At 60.0% G+C, this 20496-nt stretch carries 21 protein-coding genes and 1 other RNA gene; 9 read left to right on the top strand and 13 right to left on the bottom strand.

All coding sequences use genetic code 11. The annotated features are described in order from the left end of the window. The first annotated feature begins 1 nt into the window (after position 1). Complete coding sequence (locus tag ACEWMW_RS01105; protein WP_409412047.1) at positions 2-739, top strand: 7-carboxy-7-deazaguanine synthase QueE; 738 nt, start codon at positions 2-4, stop codon at positions 737-739. On the opposite strand, the gene ACEWMW_RS01110 is transcribed toward ACEWMW_RS01105, so the two are convergent. The 5 genes from ACEWMW_RS01110 to ACEWMW_RS01130 form a co-directional block, all read right to left on the bottom strand. Then, entirely contained in the window at positions 736-2505 is a 1770-nt protein-coding gene (locus ACEWMW_RS01110; RefSeq protein ID WP_409412048.1) for an ATP-binding protein, read from the bottom strand. The two genes, ACEWMW_RS01105 and ACEWMW_RS01110, sit on opposite strands and share 4 nt — an antisense overlap. A gap of 103 nt (positions 2506-2608) precedes the next feature. Beyond that, positions 2609-3361: a TIGR02186 family protein gene (locus ACEWMW_RS01115; RefSeq protein ID WP_409412049.1), complete on the bottom strand. Its 753-nt coding sequence runs from the start codon at positions 3359-3361 to the stop codon at positions 2609-2611. Next, on the bottom strand, positions 3358-4272 hold the full coding sequence (locus ACEWMW_RS01120) for a sulfite exporter TauE/SafE family protein (protein WP_409412050.1): 915 nt from the start codon (positions 4270-4272) through the stop codon (positions 3358-3360). Before ACEWMW_RS01120 ends, ACEWMW_RS01115 begins: the two co-directional genes overlap by 4 nt. Positions 4273-4319: 47 nt before the next feature. Next, positions 4320-5462, bottom strand: a complete 1143-nt coding sequence (locus tag ACEWMW_RS01125; RefSeq protein ID WP_409412051.1) for a hypothetical protein — start codon at positions 5460-5462, stop codon at positions 4320-4322. Beyond that, positions 5459-6892: a glycosyl transferase family protein gene (locus ACEWMW_RS01130; RefSeq protein ID WP_409412052.1), complete on the bottom strand. Its 1434-nt coding sequence runs from the start codon at positions 6890-6892 to the stop codon at positions 5459-5461. The genes ACEWMW_RS01125 and ACEWMW_RS01130 overlap by 4 nt, the downstream gene beginning before the upstream one ends. A gap of 88 nt (positions 6893-6980) precedes the next feature. Between ACEWMW_RS01130 and nhaA the strand changes: the two genes are divergently transcribed. Beyond that, positions 6981-8210: a Na+/H+ antiporter NhaA gene (nhaA, locus tag ACEWMW_RS01135; RefSeq protein ID WP_409412053.1), complete on the top strand. Its 1230-nt coding sequence runs from the start codon at positions 6981-6983 to the stop codon at positions 8208-8210. Here the strand turns inward: nhaA and ACEWMW_RS01140 are convergent, their stop codons facing one another. Both ACEWMW_RS01140 and ACEWMW_RS01145 read right to left on the bottom strand, forming a co-directional pair. Beyond that, positions 8211-8648 (bottom strand): VOC family protein, encoded by a 438-nt coding sequence (locus ACEWMW_RS01140; protein ID WP_409412054.1) that lies wholly within the window; start codon positions 8646-8648, stop codon positions 8211-8213. Positions 8649-8751: 103 nt separating this feature from the next. Then, positions 8752-9513: a TorF family putative porin gene (locus ACEWMW_RS01145; RefSeq protein ID WP_409412055.1), complete on the bottom strand. Its 762-nt coding sequence runs from the start codon at positions 9511-9513 to the stop codon at positions 8752-8754. Positions 9514-9781: 268 nt separating this feature from the next. Between ACEWMW_RS01145 and ACEWMW_RS01150 the strand changes: the two genes are divergently transcribed. From ACEWMW_RS01150 to ACEWMW_RS01160, 3 genes are read left to right on the top strand one after another with little or no spacing between them, the layout of a single operon-like run. Beyond that, positions 9782-10585 (top strand): metallophosphoesterase family protein, encoded by an 804-nt coding sequence (locus tag ACEWMW_RS01150; protein ID WP_409412056.1) that lies wholly within the window; start codon positions 9782-9784, stop codon positions 10583-10585. Next, positions 10582-11889: a UDP-glucose dehydrogenase family protein gene (locus tag ACEWMW_RS01155; RefSeq protein ID WP_409412057.1), complete on the top strand. Its 1308-nt coding sequence runs from the start codon at positions 10582-10584 to the stop codon at positions 11887-11889. The genes ACEWMW_RS01150 and ACEWMW_RS01155 overlap by 4 nt, the downstream gene beginning before the upstream one ends. A gap of 55 nt (positions 11890-11944) precedes the next feature. Beyond that, complete coding sequence (locus tag ACEWMW_RS01160) at positions 11945-12856, top strand: formylglycine-generating enzyme family protein (RefSeq protein WP_409412058.1); 912 nt, start codon at positions 11945-11947, stop codon at positions 12854-12856. Between the two features lie 3 nt (positions 12857-12859). Here the strand turns inward: ACEWMW_RS01160 and ACEWMW_RS01165 are convergent, their stop codons facing one another. From ACEWMW_RS01165 to ACEWMW_RS01190, 6 genes are all read right to left on the bottom strand, one after another. Continuing rightward, positions 12860-13642 carry a hypothetical protein gene (locus tag ACEWMW_RS01165; protein WP_409412059.1) on the bottom strand — a complete coding sequence of 261 codons (783 nt, stop codon included), beginning with the start codon at positions 13640-13642 and terminating at the stop codon, positions 12860-12862. 44 nt (positions 13643-13686) lie between these two features. Continuing rightward, positions 13687-14102, bottom strand: an RNA gene (gene rnpB / locus ACEWMW_RS01170) — RNase P RNA component class A. Positions 14103-14160: 58 nt separating this feature from the next. Continuing rightward, on the bottom strand, positions 14161-15357 hold the full coding sequence (locus tag ACEWMW_RS01175) for a DUF418 domain-containing protein (protein ID WP_409412060.1): 1197 nt from the start codon (positions 15355-15357) through the stop codon (positions 14161-14163). A gap of 66 nt (positions 15358-15423) precedes the next feature. Continuing rightward, the gene (locus tag ACEWMW_RS01180; RefSeq protein ID WP_409413586.1) at positions 15424-16134 is read right to left on the bottom strand and encodes an N-acetylmuramoyl-L-alanine amidase; all 711 of its coding nucleotides are present in this window, start codon (positions 16132-16134) and stop codon (positions 15424-15426) included. A 5-nt stretch (positions 16135-16139) separates the two neighbouring features. Next, positions 16140-16805 carry a histidine phosphotransferase family protein gene (locus ACEWMW_RS01185; RefSeq protein ID WP_409412061.1) on the bottom strand — a complete coding sequence of 222 codons (666 nt, stop codon included), beginning with the start codon at positions 16803-16805 and terminating at the stop codon, positions 16140-16142. 9 nt (positions 16806-16814) lie between these two features. After that, positions 16815-17210, bottom strand: a complete 396-nt coding sequence (locus ACEWMW_RS01190; protein ID WP_409412062.1) for a M67 family metallopeptidase — start codon at positions 17208-17210, stop codon at positions 16815-16817. 75 nt (positions 17211-17285) lie between these two features. On the opposite strand from ACEWMW_RS01190, the gene ACEWMW_RS01195 reads away from it, so the two are divergent. From ACEWMW_RS01195 to rpoH, 4 genes are all read left to right on the top strand, one after another. After that, on the top strand, positions 17286-17702 hold the full coding sequence (locus tag ACEWMW_RS01195) for a MarR family winged helix-turn-helix transcriptional regulator (RefSeq protein WP_409412063.1): 417 nt from the start codon (positions 17286-17288) through the stop codon (positions 17700-17702). 128 nt (positions 17703-17830) lie between these two features. Continuing rightward, the gene (locus tag ACEWMW_RS01200) at positions 17831-18412 is read left to right on the top strand and encodes a hypothetical protein (RefSeq protein ID WP_409412064.1); all 582 of its coding nucleotides are present in this window, start codon (positions 17831-17833) and stop codon (positions 18410-18412) included. Positions 18413-18461: 49 nt separating this feature from the next. Beyond that, entirely contained in the window at positions 18462-19412 is a 951-nt protein-coding gene (locus ACEWMW_RS01205; RefSeq protein WP_409413587.1) for an RluA family pseudouridine synthase, read from the top strand. Between the two features lie 68 nt (positions 19413-19480). Then, positions 19481-20446: an RNA polymerase sigma factor RpoH gene (gene rpoH, locus ACEWMW_RS01210; protein ID WP_409412065.1), complete on the top strand. Its 966-nt coding sequence runs from the start codon at positions 19481-19483 to the stop codon at positions 20444-20446. Positions 20447-20496: the final 50 nt, after the last annotated feature.

The following is a 20496-nucleotide window of genomic DNA, read 5'->3' on the forward strand; positions in this document are numbered from 1 at the left end:
TGTGGCACAGCTAGTCCTTGCCACCGATGATACCGGCCGGCCGGAGATCTTCTCCAGCCTGCAAGGCGAAGGGCCGAGCGCGGGCATGCCCGTTGCATTCGTCCGCCTCTCGCGCTGCAACCTTGCCTGCGTGTGGTGCGACACCGCCTATACGTGGCATTTCGATGGAGATGACCGTCCTCACCGCGATGGCAAGACCTTCGGGCGCAAGGCCAACCAGGTAACTCTCGATGCCACCGCTGTGGCCGAGCGTATCCTTGCGCTAGGCCAGAAACACCTCGTCATCACGGGGGGAGAACCACTGATGCAGGCCGCTGCCCTCGCCGACTTGCTGGCAGCTCTTCCGGACATGGAAATCGAGATCGAGACAAATGGTACGGTCAAACCGCCCAGCCACGTCGACATTCGGGTTGACCAGTACAATGTCAGCCCCAAGCTCGCGCATTCGGGCAATGCTGCCGAACTCGCGCTGATCCCCGAGCGGCTGGACGACTATGCAGCCGATCCGCGGGCCTACTTCAAATTCGTGATCGCTCAAGCCTCGGATGTGGACGAGGTGCTCGCGCTGCAAGCGCGTTACCGCTTTCCAGCCAGCCGCACTTTCCTGATGCCCGAAGGCACCGACAGTGCAACGCTGCGCGAAAGGGAGGAATGGCTCGCGCCGCTATGCCTCAAGCATGGATTCCGGATGTCGGATCGCCTGCATATCCATCTTTACGGGGATACACGGGGGACTTAGCCCCCTTGGCTTCTCCAGCGCTGGACAGTGCGGTAGACCATGTCTTCTTCGCCGCCAGACTTGCTCCACAGCTCAACGAAGCTCGGATCTTCCGAAGCCGGGCGCTTGGCCTCTTCGAGATTGTCGAAGCTCACTCGGATCGGAATGGCGACGCCTTCGCCGCAAATGATGCATTCGCGGTTGCGCAGCGCCGGGATAGAATCGAGGAATCCGCGCGCGCCTTCGGGCATGGCCGCCTTTACGAATGCCTGGTCGCGCTCGTTGTTCAAACGCATCGAGATGATCGTGCCGCATTGCGAAAGCACGCCTTCGGCAAGGTCCGACGGGCGCTGCGTAATGAGGCCCAGCGAAATGCCGTATTTACGACCTTCCTTGGCGATCCGGCCGAGGATCCGGCCCACCGACGAATCGTCGGCATATTTCTCCGATGGCACGTAGCGGTGTGCTTCTTCGCAAACGAGCAGGATTGGGCGCGGTTGTTCCTCACGGCCCCAGATCGCGAAGTCGAAGACAAGACGGCTGAGAACGGCGACAACGGTCGAAGTGATGTCCGAAGGAACACCCGAAACGTCGATGATCGAAATCGGCTTGCCGTCGGACGGCATACGGAAAATCTTTGAGATGAATTCGGCCATGGTGTCGCCCACCAGCATGCCCGAGAACATGAACTGGTAACGCGGATCGGATTTGAGCTCTTCAAGCTTGGTCTTGATCCGCATGTAAGGCGCGCTGTTAGTGGCCTTGTCGAGCTTGCCCATCTCATCCTGGATCGCGCCGGAAAGGTCCGAAAGCAGGTAGGGGATAGGCGAATCGACGGTTATCTTGCCCATCGTTTCGGCCAGCCTGTTCTTCTGACGCGAGCGCAGCAGGCACTTTGCCAGAATGTCGGCATCGACCTGGCGCTCATCGCCCTTGGTCGTCAGCAGCACTTCGCAATGCTCTTCGAAATTCATCAGCCAGTACGGCATCTGCAGGTTTGAAACGTCGAGGATCATGCCGGTCTGCTTGAAGGCTGCCGAATACTCCCCGTGCGGGTCGATCATCACGATGTGACCTTCGGGCGCTGCCTCGCAGATGCGATGCAGGATCAGCGCGGCGCTGGTCGACTTACCCGTACCGGTAGAACCCAGTAGCGCAAAGTGCTTGCCCAGCATGGCATCGACATAGAGACCGGCGCGGATATCCTTGGTCGGGAAGACCTTACCAATCTGAACGTTCGCACGGCCATCGCTGGCGTAGATCTGCCGCAAATCGGGCGTGGTTGCCGGGTAGATGTAGGCTCCGGGGACCGGATAGCGCGTGACACCGCGGCGGAAGCCATGGACACGGCCCGTCAGCTTCTCTTCCTGGCCCTCACCGAGGAAATCGATGTTCGCGAGGATGCCGCCGCTGGCCTTGCGATCCTGTCGCTGGTTGCGGACATTGGCGAGAAGCCAGCTGTCGCCCACCTTGATCTTGACCTGGCTGCCGACCTGGCCGGCCAAAGCGATCGAGGGATCGTCGTCTTCCATGCACTCGTTGAGCCGCTGGAGATCGAGCGCAATCTGCGAGCCCGAACCTGCGATTTCGAGCACGACGCCGATCGGCTGCATGGCATTGTCCGAAACCGGCTCACCCTGGGGTGCAGCTGCGCTTGCGGAAGCTGGTTCAGCCTGCGGCGCAGGCTGCTGCGGCGCCAGGTCCTGTGGACCTTGCGGCGGCTGCGGAACCTGGTCCGGCGATGCCGGTGTGGTCTTCTCGAAGGACTGTTTGCCCATCTCTGTCATGACGACGCACTTCCCCTATTGAATGCTCAGCGGAGATAGCGGGAGACAGTTAACATCGCGTCAATGGTGATTGGCGCGGCAAATAAGTTGCTGGAGAAAGGCGCTAAATTAGTGCGAACAGTCGCCCGGCCATCCAGCCCATGCCGACCGACAGGGCGACGGCCAGAAGACCATAAATGAGCGCGTATTGGCGCGAGGCATCCTCGACAAAGCGCTCAAAACCCACCTTGCGCACATTTACTTCGGCCACTGCGGACGCAATCACCCGGCCGCGGGTTACAGCAAAGGTTTCTGCAGTGTAGATCCCGGCTTGCACGTTGGAAGGCAATGCAATGCGGGCCTGGTAGAGAACCTGCTCGCTGATCTTCACGCCCTGCATATCCTGCTGATAGAGTCCCTGCCGCTCGCGCAAGTCGACCAAACCATTGGTAAAACGGGCCTGCTCTTCCTGATCGATCACGCCGCTGGGAGACAGCTGGATGTAATCTGTCCCGAACTCGTAGATCGCGGCAGTCTTGTCGTCGACGATGTCCGAAATTGGGCGAGAAGATGCGACTGCGAAGAACGCCGGAGCCGAGCGAAAATCGCTCGTTTCCGCATTGATCCAGACGCCGCCCACGCGCTCTTTCTCGCGCACACGGATTTGCTGCGACGGCCCCTTGAGGACGACCAGGATGTCGTATTCCTGCCCTGCGCGCTGGCCTTGCGGATCGAGGATCGCCCCGAACAACAGCAGCTCTGTTCCAGAGAAGCCTTGCCTAAGTTGGACCTCGTGCTGCGAAACCTCCGGCACCAGGATCGGATCGCGCTGCCCGGTGAGAAACACCAGTGCAATAATGGCGAGGAGAATCCTCATAGCGGCGCCACCGTGAAAATCTCATCTGGCTGGATGCCCAGGCCAAAGAGCATGCGGAAGGCCACCAGCAAGACGATAGCGGCGAGGATCAGGCGCAGTATTTCCGGCTTGAGCTTGAGCGCGAATTGCGTGCCCATCTGCGCGCCGGTGACTGAGCCAATCAACAGTAACGAGACCAGGACAATATCGACCGCTTGCGTGGTCAGCGCGTGCATCATGGTCGTGGCGATGGTCACGAAGAGGATGTTGAACAGGCTGGTACCGACTACGACATTGCCGCTCATTCCGAGGATATAGAGCATGGCAGGCACGAGGATGAACCCACCGCCGACCCCCATCAGCATGGTCAGGATGCCAACCAGTATGCCGAGGATGAATGGCGCTAGGGGTGATATATAAAGGCCCGATCCGTAGAAGCGCCAACGCATCGGCAGAGCGGCAACCAGCGGGTGATGCCGGCGGCGACGCGGCGCAGGTGCAGCGCTGCTCGAGTTACGTGAAATCGTCTGCCATGCCTCGACCGCCATCAGGCTGCCGATTGTGCCGAGCATGACTACATATAGCACGCTGATCACGACATCGATCTGGCCGATCGCCTGGAAGAAGCGGAACAGGATTGCCCCGATACCTGCGCCCACGACACCTCCGGCGACGATCACGCCGCCCATCCGGTAATCGACACCCTTGCGGCTGGCATGCGCCAGGACGCCCGAAACGCTGGCACCCGTGACCTGCGTCGAAGCCGATGCCGCCGCCACGGTTGGCGGAACGCCGTAAAAGATGAGGAGCGGTGTAGTGAGAAAGCCTCCGCCGACACCGAACAAACCAGAGAGGACGCCTGTAAGCCCACCCAGGGCGACGATCAGCAGACCGTTCACCGCGAGATTGGCTATGGGCAGATAGACATCCATGCCCGCGCCCTACCCCAGCGGCGGGCAGGATGGTAGCGGGCTTTGCGCTAAAATCCGGTCGAAAGGGTCACGGCAGGACCGGACTCGGGTGCGGCATCGCCCGCAACGCGGAAGCGATAATCGACTGACAGGCGGATAGGCGCTTCACCGATCGGCATCACGACATTGGCGCTCGGACCGACATCGACCCGTTCGGCGCCCTTCTGCGCACCAGCCCAGGCACCAGCGCCTAGGTTGACCCTGCCCTCGCCCAGCTTGCCGAGATCAAACTTCGCGACTTCCCGGTCAGCCACGATTTGCCCATCGACAAATGCTGTCGCGAAATCGCCGCCGACATAGCCGGCCTGCCCATAGCCGCGCAGCACCACGCCGCGCGGAAGCTGCTCGTAAACACCAGCAGTGACAAAAGCCGCCGGACGCCAATCGGTCCGTCCGTTTATCCGGCTGGCACGAAGTTCGGCATGCGCGCGGATCGGCAATGCAGCGAAGGGCTTGGCCCCGACGCCGGCAGCGAGATCGGTCTGCCGCTCACCGGCCAGGGCGCGGGTATAACGTGCATAAAGGCTTGGCTCGCGCCCTCCCAGGTCAGCGAGGCGGTAGCGGATCACTGCGCCCTGCTGGCTACGGCCATAGCTAGGCCGCACGCCGGGCTGGCTGATCGAGCTTCCCGAATCTTCGCGCAGGAAGACCCATGCATCGAGCGACCAGCGCTTCTGGCCACGCGCTTTCGCTAAGGGCAGCCATGGGTTGGGAGGCGCTGCCGCAGCCGCTTCCCCCTCTTGCGCAAATGCCTTCGGCATAGGGAAATGCGCCATCGCCGCCATCCACATGAGTTGGTGACCTGCTGAGACGCTAGCATCGGAAAACTCGACTGAGGCCTGATCGTCCCGGAATGCAACCGGATCAAGCAGCGGACGATCGGCCGGTTCGACGACCCGCCAATCATCCTGGTCACGCCAGGGCGTCTCTTCGAATGGCTGATCCATCATGGGCCTTTCGTCAGTCCGGTCCGCGGCCCTGTCTGGCGCCGTTACCTCGGCTGATACCGCGCGCATTGCGCCGGGATCTGCCGCCACAGGATCACCCAAAGGCGAATCCCAGAAGACACTGCGCAGACCAACCCAGCCCAGGATAAGCAGGCCGTAAACCAGTAGCGGCTGACCGCGGCGCGAGACTTGTCTCTTGCTCATCGTTTCGCCTCCAGCGGTGCAAAGCGCAGTTCGGCATCGAGCGCTGACGGGAAGCTGGACGGATGGCGATCATGCGCGGTCTTGTCCCAAGTGGGTACGACCCCGGCGAACGAGCGCAGGTAAGCTGTGATCGCCCGGCGTGCGGCCATGATTGCGATGATATTGGCAACCGGGATCCGCAAAACGGCCATTACACCCTGCTTCCAACCATAGATCGACCGGGTGAAGCCGAACCGCCACGCGGCGCGCCACAGCAACATCGCGAGATTGATCCACAGCAGCAATTTCAGGCCGCCCGAAAGCTCGATTGCAGGAAGAACGCCCACGAATTCGAGCGTAAAGGTCAACCCGGCGAGCGCTAGCAACAAATAGGCAATCGCGAGCAGCAGCGCTCCGATCGGGCCGCGCCGGTCGCGCAGGCGCATCCACGCGTCGCCCGTGGTCGTGCCCCAGCCCATATGCTCCCAGCCCTGAAAAGCGATACCATGCAGCCAGCGCGTCTTCTGCCTGACCGCTGCGTCCAGAGTCGCAGGGAAGTAGGACCGGGTGGCGATGAGCCTGCCGTCACCATCGCGCAGGCGCAGGAAGCGGCTCTGACCGCCCATTTCGGCGACCTTGAGGCCGAGTTCGTAATCTTCGGTCAATGCATCAGCATCGAACGGGGCGGCGTTGGCATTGGTCTTGGCCAGATCGCGCAGGATCGGCCGTGCAATCGCGCATCCGACACCGGCTGCAGGCAGAGCTGCGCCAACGGCATCGCGCACAACCATCGCCTTGCCATGTGATTCGGCAAACTCTTCACAATAATGACCTGCGATCCAGTGCGAACCCGATTGCGGCAAAGGGACGACCGGCAGTTGGACGAAATCGGCGCAGTGAAGCGCTTCGTCGAGCAGTGGGAGCGCGGCAGGATCGACGAGATCTTCCGCATCGTGCAGTACCACGATTTGCGCCGAGCGGCCCTGGCGGCTCTCATCTTCGCAAAGCGCACGGTAGAGCCGGTTGAGGCAATCGGCCTTGGTGGTCGGACCTTGCTTGTCGTGAATCACAATCCGCACCCGAGTATCGCCCGCAGCGGCCGCCATCGCTGCGCTCATCGTGGCGGGATCGTTGGGATAACAGCCGACATAGATGCGCAATTCGCGCTGCGGCCACACCTTGAGCATGTGAGAAACGGTCTGCTCGATAACCTGCTCTTCCTCCCATGTCGGGATCAGGATCGCGGCATCGCCGGACAGGCGGTCTTTCTGGGTAATCGCGCTATCGAGCGGAGGCGCCCCGGCACGCCCAGTGGCTTTGAGCCAAAGCCAACTGAAATCCACCGCCAGCTCGTCGATTGCGCCGATCAGGAAGAAAAATGCTGCAAACAAAAGCAGTTCGTGCTGGACCAGCAAGAACCATTCGCCCGGCGAAAATCCCAGAATTGTCAAAGGCTGCGCCCCCTTTTCAACAACCGAGCCTATCAAGCATCGCTTTCGCTTGCAACGCGGCAAAGATTGCGAAAGAGAGGGCCCCAATATGAACCAGCAAAGACAACCCCTCCTCCGTTCGATGTTTGCCCCTGTCCGCGCGCTGTTCGTCAGCGACGCATCGGCAGGCATTCTCCTAATTATTGTTGCCGTGGCCGCGATGTTCGCTGCCAATTCCGCTCTCAGCGACGAATACCTCACGTTCTTCTACGGCGAGCTATTTGAGAAAGATCTGTTCAAGCTCAACACGCTGCACTTGTGGATCAATGACGGTTTGATGGCGATCTTCTTCTTCGTCGTCGGGCTGGAAGTGAAGCGCGAATGGATCGAAGGGCAGCTTTCATCGCCAGAGCAGCGGAGATTGCCAATCCTTGCCGCAATAGCGGGCATGGCGGTGCCGGCGATATTCTATCTCTTCTTTGTTCAAGGCAGCGCCGAAGATCTCACTGCCGGTTGGGCCATCCCGGCGGCGACGGATATCGCATTCGCGATGGGTGTCCTGGGTCTGCTTGGCAACCGCGTACCCGCCTCGCTGCGCCTGTTCCTACTCACGGTCGCCATTGTGGACGATATCGGCGCGGTGATGGTTATCGCGATTTTCTACACGGCTAACATCAAGATCGGCTGGATCCTCGGCTCCGCGCTGGTTCTGGGCCTGATGTTCGCAATGAACCGGATGAAGGTTTCCTCCTTCACGCCTTACATAGTGCTATCGCTGGTATTGTGGTTCTTCGTCCTCAATTCGGGCGTTCACGCCACTATTGCCGGTGTTGCCGCCGCATTGACCATCCCGATGGTGGGCAAGGATAATGACACCATGCTGGAGCATCTCGAGCACGGATTGGCACCTTGGAGCGCCTACCTGATCGTACCCATTTTCGGCTTCGCCAATGCCGGCGTGAACCTCTCGACAATCGGGATGGAGGGGATCCTTGCGCCATTGCCGATCGCCATCGCTACCGGTCTTTTCCTAGGCAAGCAGGTCGGCATATTCGGCATCGTCCTTGCCGCCGTAAAGGTCGGCTTTGCAAAACGACCCGAGCATGCGAGCTGGACGGAGATATGGGGCGTTTCGATCCTGTGCGGGATCGGCTTCACCATGTCCTTGTTTATCGGCGAACTGGCCTTCCCGGGGAATCGAATGCTGATCGATGAGGCCAAGATTGGCACATTGATCGGTTCGCTCTGCTCGGCAATTTTCGGCTATATCATCCTGCGCTTTACGACGACCCATTCGGATGCGCAGGAAGTGATCGAGGATACCCCCAAGACAGCCTAGCTACCAGCTTCCGGTGTTCTCCATGCTGGCCCAGGGTTCCTGCGGTTCCAGCCTGCCGTCCTGCAGCAATTCGACAGAAATCCCGTCCGGCGATTTGACAAAAGCCATGTGCCCGTCGCGCGGCGGGCGGTGGATAGTATGCCCCGCCTCAGCCAGCCGCTGGCAGGTCTCGTAGATGTTCTCGACCCGGTAAGCGAGGTGGCCGAAATTACGTCCGGCGTCATACTCTTCCGGGGCGCTGCCATCTTCAGGAGGCCAGTTATAGGTCAGCTCGATTTCAGCTATATCCGCTTGTCCCGGCGCGGCCAGGAAGATGAGCGTGAAGCGCCCTTGGTCCACTTCGAACCGGCGTACTTCTTCAAGGCCGATCAGACTGAAGAAGGCCACCGTCGCTTTGGGATCGGTGACGCGGATCATCGAGTGGAGAAATTTGACCATTGCTTGGACCTCGCTTTGCCAATGAAAAAGGGGCCCATGCACTGTGTTGCATGAGCCCCGTTTGATCAACCACCACAACAGAGCGGCGGTATCCTTCTGATTGTCAGAAACTGAAAGCGAGCGTGCCAACAACTGCGTCGTCAGTAAAACCGTCGATCGAAGGCCCTTCGACGCCGACATACTGGACGCCGATTTCTAGGCCGCCAAGCACAGTAGCGCTCGCTCCGACCGACCAGTCGAGCCCCGAATCGTCGAGGTCACCGGCAAGCAGCGGCGGTGCCAGGACACCGTCGGTATAACCTAGGTGTGCGCTCAACGAGATCGGAGTGCCGGGCAGCGAAGTTCCGAGGTCGGTGTAGAGATAGAGATTATCTCCACCCAGCGAATCCTGATCCCAGGCGTAGGCAACGCCGAAGGTTGCTTCAGCCGGACCAATCCCGGTCGTGACAGAAGCATATGGCTCCCAGTAGTTGACGTTGAAATCGTCGATTCCGCCGCCGCCATCGCTGGGGTACATGTAATAGAGCAGACCGACATCGACCGAAACGCCTTCAGCAAGGTCACCGCCCCAGCCGGCATAAACGTCGAGCTCCATCTCGCCGAAAGCGTCGCCGCCTTCGATCGAGCTACCCCAGGTGCCGACATAGAAACCGCTGGTATGCGCGATATCGATGCCGCCCTGAATGGCGGGGTCACCGGCCGAAAGCGAGACGCCGCGGAAGCGATAATCGCTGACCAGGGCAACATTGCCTGATACTTCGATATCGCTTGGCGGATCGGTTTCGTCAGCCAGCGCAGGAGTCGCGATGAGTGTCGTGGAGAGTACAAAAGATGCGGCGGCAAGGCCGCGGATGGACGTGAGCATGACAAACTTCCTTATATGTTGTCGCTTCGTCCCACCTGCGTTTTCGTCGGTTGCCTCTTTTTTTATGCGGACATTCCTGACGAAGACGCAATAAATGTGAACCATCTTGCTGCGCTGCACAAGAATTATTGCCCAAAAAGATTCTTTACTCCCGAAAGTGTTGAATTTGGGCACCAGAATGCCGACTTGCGCGTTTCGCTGTACATTGCCGGATAAGGCTTGCTCGCCTATGCGCGCTCAAGCTTTGCTGACACACCAGTAACACACCATGTTTGAACCGCTTCGCAACATCTTTCGGTCGAAACCGGACCCGGCTCTCCCTCGCGTACCCGAGGGAGAGCGGTATTACGTCATTGGTGATGTTCACGGCTGTGCTGACCAGTTTTCCGCCCTGATCGAAGCGATCGAGCGCGATGATGCGGAGGCTGATAGCGCGAAGACAACGGTTGTCTTGCTTGGAGACCTGATCGACCGCGGGCCGGATAGCGCAGGCGTGGTGGCGGCAGCTCGCGACTGGCAAGAGCGCCGCAAGGTGAGGATCCTCGCCGGCAATCACGAGGAGATGTTCCTGCGCTCGTTCGAGGACATCGAGGTCCTGCGCCATTTCCTCAAGTTCGGCGGGCGCGAAACCATCCTGAGCTACGGCCTCAAGCGCAAGAAATACAACAAGCTCTCGCTCGAGGAGTTGTTTGAGGAAATGGGCGAGATCGTACCCAAGGCCGACCGCAAGTTTATCCGGGCATTCGAGGATATGATCGTCGCAGGCGATTATGTCTTTGTCCACGCCGGGGTCGATCCGAGGCGCTCAATCGAAGAGCAGAAGATCAAGGACCTGCGCTGGATTCGCGATCGCTTCCTCAGCCACGAGGGCTCTTTCTCGCATGTCGTCGTGCACGGACACACGATCTTCGACGAGATCGAGGATTGCGGAATGCGGATCGGCATTGATACCGGTGCCTACCAATCGGGTCGCTTGACGGCGCTGGTGCTCGAGGGGACTGGCCGGCGGGCCATCGCAGCAGTTGAAAATGATGGCGAGATCGTCATCGAACACGAGGAAATTCGTCGATGAAAATCGCAATGGTTGGCTCCGGCTATGTCGGACTTGTTTCGGGCGCGTGCTTCGCCGATTTCGGTCACGACGTCGTTTGCATCGACAAGGATGCCGGCAAGATCGAGAGCCTCAACGACGGGGTCATGCCGATTTACGAACCAGGACTTGCCGAACTGGTCGCGGCCAACGTCGCTGCAGGACGGCTCTCCTTCTCAACCGAGCTGGCCGAGGGCATTGCCGGAGCGAGCGCAATTTTCATCGCGGTTGGCACCCCCAGCCGCCGCGGCGACGGGCATGCTGATCTTTCTTTCGTATACGCTGTTGCTGAAGAAGTAGGCCAAGCGCTTTCCAATGACGCCGTAGTCGTAACTAAATCAACCGTACCCGTTGGCACGGGCGACGAAGTCGAGCGCATTCTGCGCGAGAGCGGAAATGCCCATAGTGTCTCAGTCGTATCCAATCCCGAATTCTTGCGAGAGGGTGCGGCGATCGGTGATTTCAAGCGGCCGGACCGGATCGTTGTCGGAGCGGAAGACGATTTCGGCCGCGAGACGATGCGTGAAGTCTACCGGCCGTTGTTCCTCAACGAATCGCCAATCCTCTTCACCAGCCGCCGCTCGTCCGAGCTGATCAAGTATGCGGCGAACGCCTTCCTCGCGACCAAGATCACCTTCATCAACGAGATGGCCGACCTGTGCGAAAAGGTCGGCGCCAACGTTCAGGATGTCAGCCGCGGGATCGGCATGGACAATCGCATCGGCCCCAAGTTCCTCAATGCCGGCCCGGGCTATGGCGGATCGTGCTTCCCCAAAGACACGCTCGCGCTGCTCAAGACCGCAGAGGACTATGACAGCCCGGTGCGGATCGTTGAATCGGTGGTCAAGGCGAACCAGAGCCGCAAGCGGGCGATGGGCCGCAAGGTGATCGATGCCCTCGGCGGAGCCAAGGAAGCCCGCGGCAAGAAGGTCGCGCTGCTCGGCCTCACCTTCAAGCCCAACACCGATGATATGCGCGATTCCCCCGCGATCGACGTCGCGCAAGCGCTCGTTGACGCAGGCGTGAAGGTCTCCGGATACGATCCGGAAGGCATGGAGATTGCCCAGCCACTGATGCCATCTGTCGAGATGTGCGATGGCTCCTACCAGGCGATCGATGGTGCAGACGCGGTGGTGATCGTAACCGAATGGGACGCTTTCCGCGCGCTGGACTTCGCCAAGGTCAAGGATTTGGCGGGGCGACCGTTACTGATCGACCTGCGCAATATCTACCGGGCCGAAGACGTGAAGGCAGCAGGCCTCGAATATCACAGCATCGGCCGCTAAGGCTGGCGTCACCCCCACTCGCTTGGCATAGTCCGCCACACGAGGGGATGGGGTTATGAGAATTGCGATGACTTTGGGGGCGGCAGCGCTTGCGTTGACGTCTTGCAATGCGGGCGAAGTAGATGATCCGGCGGGCGAGAACTGCGCCACCTGCATCGACATGGTCGAAATTCCCGGCGGAACATTCCTGATTGGTTCTCCCGATGATGAACGCGGCCGCGAAGGCGTGCCCGATAGCCAGGGCGCGCTCGAAACACCGCAAGTCGAAATCTCCGTGCCGGCTTTCGCACTGGGCAAAACCGAAGTGACGGTCGACCAATACGCGGCCTTCGTCGAAGCCACTGGCCACCCGTCGCAAGAGTGCCAGGCTTTCGTCAAAACCGAACAGTTCACCGGCTGGCTTCCCGCGCACGGCACAAGCTGGCGCGAGGCGCTGTTCAAGCAGGACGGAGATCACCCGGTCACCTGCGTCTCATGGGATGATGCCAAAGCCTACGCCGATTGGCTCGCCGAGGAAACCGGCGAACCCTATCGCCTGCCGACCGAGGCCGAATGGGAATACGCCGCACGCGCCGGCACCACTACCGCGCGCTACTGGGGCGACAGCGACGGGCCGGAAGCATGCGAATATGGCAATGTTGCTGGCGCCAGCTCGTTTCGTCCGCAGTTCGACTGCGACGATGGCTATGCCTTCACGGCACCCGCCAGTTACGGCAAGCCCAATGCTTTCGGACTATACGGCATGCTTGGCAACCAGGGCGAATGGACCGCAGATTGCGGCACGTCGAACTACGCCGACGAGATACCGCGCGATGGCTCGGCCTACGCCGTCGCAGACTGCGAGTTGTACATCGGCCGCGGCGGATCGTGGTGGAATGACCGCTATTACATCCGCGCCGCGCGGCGTTATGCCGCCAATGGTCCCTATTACATCATGGGGATCCGTGTCGCGAAGGACGCGGACTAGACTTTAGCGGAACCAATGCCGGCGATTGGCGGGATCGCGCAGTCGCCACACCAATGCAGCGATTACTGCCATAGCCGCCAAGACGGCGGCGATGGCGACCAGCGCTTCTCGTTGGCCCCCGGCAAAATAGATCGCCAGCAACGCCCACAGGAACGGCAGCGCATACCAAGGGTTGCCGCGCGATCCGGCGACCGCAAATGACACGATCACACCGCCGACGACGATGATTGCCGCCGAGATCGTTCCCGCCAGCTCGCCCGCTTCGATACCGTGATACTTCAGCGCAGCGGCAATGTTGACGATGGTCGCGGCGGTCAACCAACCGCCCAGCGCGCTCAGTACCGGCGCCGCCAGCCATCGCTCGCGCGAACCGAATGCAGCGGCGGATCCCGAGAGAGCGCGAACGCATAAGAGAGCGCTGCCCAGACCGAGCGAAATGATGATGACGGAGATGAATGTCAGGTCGGCGAACTGGGTGTAGGTCGCCCACAATCCGTTGAAGAAGAATATTCCCGCTGCCGGCCAACCCAATTCTGCAAGCAGGGGATTTTCGCGCTGCCCCGGAAGCGCTTGCCACACGGCGAAGACGCCCGATGCCAGGTACAGCAAACCCCAGATCGAGAAGGCCCAGCCGGAGGGTGTGATCAGTGTCCGAGAGCCGTCCGAGCGGCTGCCGATCGGCTCGCCAAGGCCGAGCGCCGGCAAGGCAGTCGAACCGATCTGCCAGAGGAAAGCGAGGATGATTGCGGCGCGCTCGAGGGCGCTGCGATGAATTTTCGACGTCATGGACAGCCAATCGCCAGCAGGGCGCTTTGTTCCGGACGCGGAGTAATGCCAGGGGGCCTGTAAGCCGGGTTCTGTCCTGCGACCGGTATCCTTTCAGACCAGCGCCGCAGGGGCAGCCATTCATCTAGGCCACGGATCGCTCCGTGGCTCCAGCAGCCAACCCGGGTCTCTCGGGTCGAAACATCCCTGCCTGCAAGCAGGCGCGAGACCCCTATTTGGCCTTGCTCCGGGTGGGGTTTGCCATGCGGGCGCTGTTACCAGAAGCCCCGGTGCGCTCTTGCCGCACCCTTTCACCCTTGCCTGTGAGGTCTCCCTCCATCGGCGGTATACTCTCTGTGGCACTTTCCCTGAACTTCACGCCGAAGCGCTCGTCCGGCGGGCGTTACCCGCCACCCTTGTAACGTGGAGCCCGGACTTTCCTCGATACCCATGCGGATAGCGCGGCTGCCCGGCCCCCTGGCGGGTGGTGATATAGGGAAGGAGTGGAAGCGTGGGAAGGGGGTCGCCGCCCCGTCCGCTCAGGCTGTCCGGGCCTCAACCCGCAGCGGAACACTCCAATCGTTGAGTGTCGCTGCACGCCAGGTCCATTCAAGAGGCCCATAGCGGTATCGGGCGTACCACCACTGCGCGATGAGAATTTGCAACCCGAAAAAGGCGATCGCCACCATGGCCTTGTCCCGCGTGTCCCACACCTCGCCCATTCCCAGCCCAAACTGGTAGAGCACCGGAACAGCAATAAGCGAATGCGCGACGTAGAGCGTCAATGTCATACGTCCCGGTAAACGGAATAGACCAATCAGTCGTTGCACCGGCGAATTCCACAGAAGTGCCAGCAATCCGATCTGCGCTGTGATCGAGGCAAGCGATATCCACTGGAACAGGATTGTGCGTTCTGTGAACGGGCCAATGGCGAAATCTGGCCCCAGGGGCGAGCCCGGCACTAGTGGCTCAACCAGCAGATAGAGCATAACAAGGGCGCTCCCGCCAACCACAATCAAGGAAATCGCCAGCCCGCGACTCATCGCAAGGCGCGCGAAAAAGCCGGTGCGCTGAAGCACAACACCGAGTGCGAACAGGCCGGCAATCTCGGCCACCCTCCCAAAGGACCAGGTGACTGACCATTTGGCCATCAGTCCCTCGACGGCATTGGCGCTGATGACTTCGGTGAAACTCCCGGTCAGATGGGTTTGATAGGGCTCAGGACCATAAAGATACGGTTGGGCCGCGGCCAAGCTATTGCCCGCAGTAGCCATCCACAACTGGACGAGAAGCGGGATCTGAAGAAAGCACAAGCCGGCAATTGCCAACAAGACGATCGGGCTGCGAACCCTGTCCAGCGGAATGAGCAACAAGCCAAGTATCGCGAGCACCTGCAATATCTCGTAGTTGTAGATCAGCCCGTGCAGCGTGCCGATTACCATCAGAAGCAACAAACGCCACGCAAACCGGCCTGTGAAATCCACACCGCGAGCGCGCTGATTACCCATTATGGTGGCGAAGCTGAAACCGAACAGGAGAGCGAAGATCATGAAGGCCTTGTTGCTGAAGAAGAAGAATATCACTTCTCCCCAAGCATCTGGGGTCATGCGTGCAGTGCCGACGCCGAACCCTTCAGCCGCATGCACCATCAGCAGACCGAACAAGGCATAACCACGCAGTGCGTCGACATACTCAACCCGCGCGGGCCGAACCTGCTCAACTGCTTGGCTATTCATTAAGTTTGCCCCCTAAGTGGTCCCCGCAGCCACTGAATTAGCTATAGCTCTTCGTGCTTTTCAATCTTAGCGCGCATCGCCCCTGTCGCGATCCAAGAGCAGCTGGAACAGGATCGCACGGATTTGCCCATCAACCTGGCCGTCGATCTTCTCCGGGCGCCAGCGCCGCTGGAACGCCTCAACCGCCTTGTGGCCATCGGTGATGTCATATCCAAAGCGCTCGAGCGCGAGGTAGAAAGAAGCATCGTTATCGAAGGGATCGCCGCGCTCGAGCTTCTGCGGCGTCGGCAGGCACAGGCCGTATTCGGCAAGCCGGTCCCACGGAAACAGCTCGCCCGGATCCATCTTGCGAGCAGGCGCGACATCGGAATGGCCGACCACGTTGGCGCGGGGAATGTCATAGGTTTTGACGATCCTTGCGACGAGCGGCACCAGCGCCTCGAACTGTAAGTCCGAAAATTCGCGATACCCCCCGCCGTGGCCGGGATGATCAAGCTCGATCCCGACGCTGGCCGAATTCACATCCTTGTGGCCGCGCCAATAGGAGAGACCGGCATGCCAGGCGCGCTTTTCTTCTGCCACAAGCTGCGTAACCACACCTGCCTCGCTCACAAGATAGTGCGCGCTAACCTTGGCATCGGGATTGACCATCTTACCGAGCGCCGTTTCGATCGGCTTCATTTCTGTATAGTGGAGCACCAGCATCGAGACCGGCAAAGCCCGCTCATCGAAATTGGGTGATGGGATCACCGCATGGACGATCTCGTCGATCTCCATTCCGCTCAACCGATCAGGCCTTCCGGCGAGGGAAGCACAGCGCCGAGAACCAGAGTGTCATCCTCCAGGCGGTATTGCAGGCCGCCGCCGGCGTCTTCCGCCAGCATGGCGATCATATGCGCGGCTGCCGTCCTGCTGTTAAGTTCGCCCGGCCCGAGCGATCCTTCGAGCGCCCGGCCAATCGCTTCATCGAACGCGATCTTCGGCCCGCTCGCCCGCACGACAATCTCGCTGTTGCCCTTGCCGTTGTCGCTGCGCAATTCGGCGCCGATATCGAGCGTCCCGCCCCGGATCAGCGCCTCAATCGCGATCTGGGCGAAGTTCAGCAGGACCTTGACCGCCGGCTTGGGCAGCTTGGGATCAGCCAGCGCCCAATTGATCGTGAGGCGTTGGTTGGCCGAAGCGAGCGCGTCAATCAGCGCCTGCGGCTCTTCACAAGGCACCATCTCGCCAAACCCGCCCGCCGCACCGAATGCGAGGCGGAAGAACTTGAGCTTGTCGGCGCTGGTTTTGGCGCTCTGCTCGAGCAGTTCCATGCAATTTTTGCGCATCTCGGGATCGGTCTCATCTGCCAGCAGCTCGAGACCGTTGTTGAGTGCCCCCACAGGGGAGAGCATGTCGTGGCACAGGCGTGAGCACAGCAGCGCGGCGAGTTCGGTTTGGGAAGTCATAAAGCAGTCTTAGCGATCAACGATTCGATAGGGAAGCGCCACAAACCCCTCTTCCCCATCGTGCCAGAATGTAATCGTATCGCCGGCAATAATTGCCCATATCGAGCCGTCTCGCGTAGCCTGTTCCCGATCCGTCGAAGATGGTTCGGCCAGCCCGTTTGGGTGCGAATGGTAATAGCCGGCAACCTGCGGCCCGCCGCTTCGGGCATCTCGATGCGCGTCGACGAGCGCCTGAGGATCGATCTCGAATTGGGTTTCTGGGTTCGGGTGGACATTGGCTGCGGGTGTTATGGCAGTGATCCGAGTACACTCGCCCAGCAATATCCCGCAGCATTCGCGCGGGTGGGCCGATTTGGCCTCAGCAAGCAGCTGCTGCAGGTCTGACGGGTCAATATCCACGGCCATTTGAACCGAACTAGCATCAGCCAGCGAAATGTCATGTTCCTTGACTCACATTTTAAGTGCACCTACACGCAAATTATGGATGAGCTGCTGAATCCCTCGAATTGCCTGTGCTCGAACCTCAGGAGATCCGCGCGAAAGTTGACCCGGATATATGACGCCGCACTCGGGCGCGTGGGAATAAATGTCGGTCAATTTGCAACTTTGGCAACGCTGGCCGCCATGGGTGAAACGACGATATCAGAGCTGGCCGAGGCGCTTGAATTGGAGCGCACAGCATTAACCCGCAATCTGTCGGTTCTGGAGCGAAACGGACTGGTCAGCAGCAGAGCGGGCGAAGATCGCCGTGAACGCCGGATCAGCCTTTCCGCCCAGGGTTCGAAGAGCTTCGCAGATGCAGTACCCCTGTGGGAGCGTGCGCAATCGTATGCGATTGATGCAATGGGCGCTCGAAATGCATCCGCGCTTCTCGATCAGATGAACAAGCTCGCATAAAAAATTTGCAACAACAGGTGTATATACACTTAAATCTGGAGACTGGCATGACACCCGATACCGACCTTCAAGTAGCCGCAGGTCCTGGCCGAATGGACAATTTGCCGGCCTCAATTTCTACATCACCAGTGATCTGGGCCATTCTTGGCATTTGGTTTCTCATCATCCTCGGCTTGGCAATCGCCGGAACCTTTGATGCTCCTCCAGGCGAGTTTCCGGCAGCAATGGTCGCATGTGCAGGAGGCCCGCCATTGACATTCTATCTAGCCACAAGGCTTTCCTCCCGCTTGCGCAATTGGGTGGCAAGGTGCGATCTGGCGGAGATCACAGCCTTACAAGCTTGGCGCGTGATCGGCGCGGCATTCCTATTTGCATGGGCAACGCAGGTGCTGCCGCCCGTTTTCGCGTTCCCGGCCGGGATTGGTGACATTCTGGTCGGTATTGGCGCACCCGTCGCCGCTCTGGCCGTCGCGCGCAATCTCCCGCACGCTCACGTAGCTGCATGGGGCGTCGTTGTTGCGGGGATGGCTGATTTCATGATTGTCGTTTCGATTGGGCTTCTGGCTCGTAGTGGCCTGCCGCTACACTTTGATGGGCAGCTAAGCACCGACGCGATGGGCCAGGCACCGTTTGTGCTTTTTCCAACGTTTCTCGTTCCGGCCTTCATCGTCCTGCACATTATCGCGGTAATGAAACTGATGGATGAGTAGCAACGCGATCGCTCTTGCCGCCTGTTCAATGAGCTTGCATGAGATTGTGATGCGCAATCCCGATGGCGAAATCATTACTGGATCACTTGAGAGCTCCGGCCGCCTCGACAAGCTCTTGGCCGAGGCGACGGACCTTTCGCGGGCGCGGGTTCAGGCACTGATCGCCGATGGCATGATCGAGGTCGACGGACAGACCGCGACGAGCGCCTCCGCCAAGGTTGCAGCGGGGGCCGCATTCCGGATCACAGTCCCCCCGCCCGAACCGCTTGCTGCCGAGCCGCAGGATATCCCGCTGGATATCGCATATGAGGACGAGCACCTCATCGTGGTCAACAAGCCTGCCGGGATGGTGGTTCATCCTGCCGCCGGCAATGCGGACGGCACCTTGGTCAACGCGCTGTTGCATCATTGCGGCGGCTCCTTGAGCGGGATCGGCGGCGTCGCCCGGCCCGGGATCGTCCACCGGATCGACAAGGGCACTTCAGGCTTGCTGGTGGTCGCGAAATCCGACGCGGCGCATGAAGGTCTGGCAAGACAATTCGCGGATCACAGCATTGTCCGGCGTTATCTCGCGATATCTGCGGGTCATCTCGCGAGGTCTGAGGGCAAAATCGTCGGCCGAATCGGCCGCTCCGACGCGAATCGCAAGAAAATGGCGATTTTGCCGGACGATTCGAAGCGCGGAAAAGACGCCGTCACGCATTATAAATTGCTGAGAAAACTGCGCGAATGCTCGCTGATCGAGTGCCGTCTGGAGACCGGGCGAACGCATCAGGTCCGGGTTCACTGTGCGTCAATCGGCCATGCGCTATTGGGAGATCCGGTGTATGGACGCACTCCCGCTGCTTTGCGTAGCATTCTCAAGGAGTTGGGCTTTGCCCGCCAGGCACTCCACGCGGCGCAACTGGGCTTTGTCCATCCAGTGACGGGAGAAAAGGTGCAATTCGAGGCGGAATTACCCGCCGATATGCAGGAACTAATCGACCAAACCGCACGTTGAAATCGATGAAAAGCGCTGCAAAAATCGGAAAAGCCGTCTATATGTAACCAAGTGGCCCGAAAGAACGGATGCCCATCAGGGGTCCGGCGCAGTGGGTCGACGCTAGAAAGGTCAGGGTTTACGTGAATAACAACAAAGGACCATCGGTCCCCGCACTCGGCGGCGAAGCGAGCCTCAATCGCTACATGGCCGAAATCAAGAAATATCCGGTACTGACGGCCGAGCAGGAATACATGCTCGCCAAGCGCTATGCCGAACATGAAGATCCCGAAGCGGCCGCACAGCTGGTGCAGAGCCACCTGCGGCTCGTGGCGAAGATCGCCATGGGCTATCGCGGCTATGGCCTGCCGGTTTCCGATCTCATTTCGGAAGGCAATGTCGGTCTGATGCAGGGCGTTAAGAAATTCGAACCCGATCGCGGCTTCCGCCTCGCGACATACGCGATGTGGTGGATCAAGGCCTCGATCCAGGAATTCATCCTGCGCAGCTGGTCGCTCGTGAAAATGGGCACCACCGCGGCCCAGAAGAAGCTGTTCTTCAACCTTCGCCGGATGAAGAAGCAGCTCGAAGCCTACGAAGACAGCGACCTGCATCCCGACGATGTGAAGAAGATCGCAACCGATCTCGGTGTGCCCGAGCAGGAAGTGATCAACATGAACCGCCGGATGATGATGGGCGGCGATGGCTCGCTCAACACGCCGATGCGCAATGGCGAAGACGGTTCGGGCGAATGGCAGGACTGGCTGACCGATGATCGTCCGCTGCAGGACGAGACCGTGGCGGACGCCGAAGAGGCAGAAGTGCGCCACGACATGCTGCTGGAAGCGATGGACAGCCTCAACGACCGCGAGAAGCACATTCTTTCGGAACGCCGCCTGACCGAAGATCCACAGACGCTCGAAGAGCTTTCAAAGGTCTACGATGTCAGCCGCGAGCGGATCCGCCAGATCGAAGTCCGCGCGTTCGAGAAGCTGCAGAAGGCGATGCACCGCATTGCCGGCGAGCGCCTGCTGCCGAGCGCCGAGTTCGGCTGAGAATTTAGCTCAATCTGATTCAGGAGGGCCGGGCGTTTCGTCCGGCCTTT

The organism is Litorerythrobacter xanthomarinus (assembly GCF_046254955.1).
GTDB lineage: Bacteria > Pseudomonadota > Alphaproteobacteria > Sphingomonadales > Sphingomonadaceae > Qipengyuania_C.

What these genes read in the sequence shown, in the direction of transcription:
- ACEWMW_RS01110 (WP_409412048.1), bottom strand. Translation starts at nt 2,505, where the DNA reads ATGACAGAGATGGGCAAACAGTCCTTCGAGAAGACCACACCGGCATCG.
- ACEWMW_RS01115 (WP_409412049.1), bottom strand. Translation starts at nt 3,361, where the DNA reads ATGAGGATTCTCCTCGCCATTATTGCACTGGTGTTTCTCACCGGGCAG.
- ACEWMW_RS01120 (WP_409412050.1), bottom strand. Translation starts at nt 4,272, where the DNA reads ATGGATGTCTATCTGCCCATAGCCAATCTCGCGGTGAACGGTCTGCTG.
- ACEWMW_RS01125 (WP_409412051.1), bottom strand. Translation starts at nt 5,462, where the DNA reads ATGAGCAAGAGACAAGTCTCGCGCCGCGGTCAGCCGCTACTGGTTTAC.
- nhaA (WP_409412053.1), top strand. Translation starts at nt 6,981, where the DNA reads ATGAACCAGCAAAGACAACCCCTCCTCCGTTCGATGTTTGCCCCTGTC.
- ACEWMW_RS01140 (WP_409412054.1), bottom strand. Translation starts at nt 8,648, where the DNA reads ATGGTCAAATTTCTCCACTCGATGATCCGCGTCACCGATCCCAAAGCG.
- ACEWMW_RS01145 (WP_409412055.1), bottom strand. Translation starts at nt 9,513, where the DNA reads ATGCTCACGTCCATCCGCGGCCTTGCCGCCGCATCTTTTGTACTCTCC.
- ACEWMW_RS01150 (WP_409412056.1), top strand. Translation starts at nt 9,782, where the DNA reads ATGTTTGAACCGCTTCGCAACATCTTTCGGTCGAAACCGGACCCGGCT.
- ACEWMW_RS01155 (WP_409412057.1), top strand. Translation starts at nt 10,582, where the DNA reads ATGAAAATCGCAATGGTTGGCTCCGGCTATGTCGGACTTGTTTCGGGC.
- ACEWMW_RS01160 (WP_409412058.1), top strand. Translation starts at nt 11,945, where the DNA reads ATGAGAATTGCGATGACTTTGGGGGCGGCAGCGCTTGCGTTGACGTCT.
- ACEWMW_RS01165 (WP_409412059.1), bottom strand. Translation starts at nt 13,642, where the DNA reads ATGACGTCGAAAATTCATCGCAGCGCCCTCGAGCGCGCCGCAATCATC.
- ACEWMW_RS01175 (WP_409412060.1), bottom strand. Translation starts at nt 15,357, where the DNA reads ATGAATAGCCAAGCAGTTGAGCAGGTTCGGCCCGCGCGGGTTGAGTAT.
- ACEWMW_RS01180 (WP_409413586.1), bottom strand. Translation starts at nt 16,134, where the DNA reads ATGGAGATCGACGAGATCGTCCATGCGGTGATCCCATCACCCAATTTC.
- ACEWMW_RS01185 (WP_409412061.1), bottom strand. Translation starts at nt 16,805, where the DNA reads ATGACTTCCCAAACCGAACTCGCCGCGCTGCTGTGCTCACGCCTGTGC.
- ACEWMW_RS01190 (WP_409412062.1), bottom strand. Translation starts at nt 17,210, where the DNA reads ATGGCCGTGGATATTGACCCGTCAGACCTGCAGCAGCTGCTTGCTGAG.
- ACEWMW_RS01195 (WP_409412063.1), top strand. Translation starts at nt 17,286, where the DNA reads ATGGATGAGCTGCTGAATCCCTCGAATTGCCTGTGCTCGAACCTCAGG.
- ACEWMW_RS01205 (WP_409413587.1), top strand. Translation starts at nt 18,462, where the DNA reads ATGCGCAATCCCGATGGCGAAATCATTACTGGATCACTTGAGAGCTCC.
- rpoH (WP_409412065.1), top strand. Translation starts at nt 19,481, where the DNA reads ATGCCCATCAGGGGTCCGGCGCAGTGGGTCGACGCTAGAAAGGTCAGG.